The 1,438-nt window shown below is 65.9% G+C and carries 1 protein-coding gene; it reads right to left on the reverse strand.

Annotated elements, in window-relative coordinates; translation table 11 throughout:
- Nucleotides 1-21 precede the first annotated feature (21 nt).
- Nucleotides 22-1,212: an IS110 family transposase gene (locus tag ACWGJ5_RS46530; RefSeq protein WP_453315638.1), complete on the reverse strand. Its 1,191-nt coding sequence runs from the start codon at nucleotides 1,210-1,212 to the stop codon at nucleotides 22-24.
- Between the last annotated feature and the right edge of the window lie 226 nt (nucleotides 1,213-1,438).

Raw genomic sequence — 1,438 nt, forward strand, 5'->3', positions numbered from 1 at the left:
ACTCACCTCCTAATGATGTTGTCAAGCCATCGCGGCGACGGGGAGGTTGGCTTGGTAGCACTGTCCGTCACGGATGAGAGCCCACAAGACATTCACGCGCCGACGGGCCAGGGCGAGAACTGCCTGGGTATGCCGCTTGCCTTCAGCGCGCTTGCGTTCATAGAAACGACGCGAGTCCTCGCAGCTGCGGATGCTGATGAGCGCGGAGGTGTAAAAGACACGTTGCAGGCCGCGGTGGTAGCGCCTGGGCCGGTGCAGGTTACCGCTGATGGTGCCCGAGTCCCGGGGGACCGGAGCGACTCCGGCGAGGCTGGCCAGGCGGTCGGCGGTGCCGTAGCGGCTCATGTCGCCGGCGGTGGCCGCGAGGAATTCGGCGCCCAGCAGCGGGCCGATGCCAGGCATGCTGGAGATCACTTCAGCGAGTTCGTGGTCGCGAAACCGGGCCGCAATGAGCTTGTCGATCTCACTGATCTGCTCGTTGAGGCTCATTACCTCCTTGGCCAGGGTGTGGATCATCTGCGCGGTGATCTTCTCCCCGGGGACGGCGGTGTGCTGGCGTTCGGCTGCTTCCAGGGCGGCCTCGGTGAGAGCCTCGGGGCTGCGCACGCTGCGATTGCGCAGCCAGGTCACCAGCCTCTTTCCGCCGGTCCGACGGAAGGCGGCGGGGGTCTGATAGCCGGTCAGCAGGATCAGTGGTCCGACGTTGGTCAGGTCAAGAACTCGCTCCAAGGCAGGGAAGATACTGGTGAGTTGACCGCGCAGACGGTTGATCCTGCGGGTGCGGTCCGCGTTCAGGTCGGCCCGGCGGCTGGTAAGGACCCGCAGCTCGATGGCCTGTTCGTCGTCCGACCGCAGGACCGTCAGGTCGCGACGCATCCGGGCCTGATCGGCGATGACGGTGGCGTCCTTGGCGTCGGTCTTGCCCATGCCCCGGTAGCCGGCCGAGGCCCGGTTGACGGCCAGTCCGGGTATGTAGACGAGGCGCTGGCCGTGGTGGAGCAGCACGCTGATCCACAGGGCGGCCATGCCATCGGCGACGTCGACCGCCCAGACCACATCCACATCGAGGGCAAGTACGTCGGCGAGCAGGGCCAGCAGCTCCGGCTCGTCGTTCAGGACGCGCCGCGACAGCAGTCGTTCGCCCTCCGCGTTCAGAACCACGCAATGGTGATGGGTCTTGCCGATGTCCGTACCCGCCCAGATCTGGGCCACCAGTTCCTCCGGTCGTTCGATGTGCTGTTCTCCCGGACGACCTCGCCGGCGCGGTCCTACTCAGCGATCCACTCGAAGGCGGTCGCAGCTCCTAATCAGCGGCCGAGTCGTCGTGAGACACCGGGCAGCCAGGTGAGTGGAACCATCGAGGGCAACCGCATAGAAGCCATACCCAGTGTCTCTGGGTCTCTGGACCTTACGATGGCCCGTCCAACCCACGAACAAG

Source organism: Streptomyces sp. NPDC054783 (genome assembly GCF_053611725.1).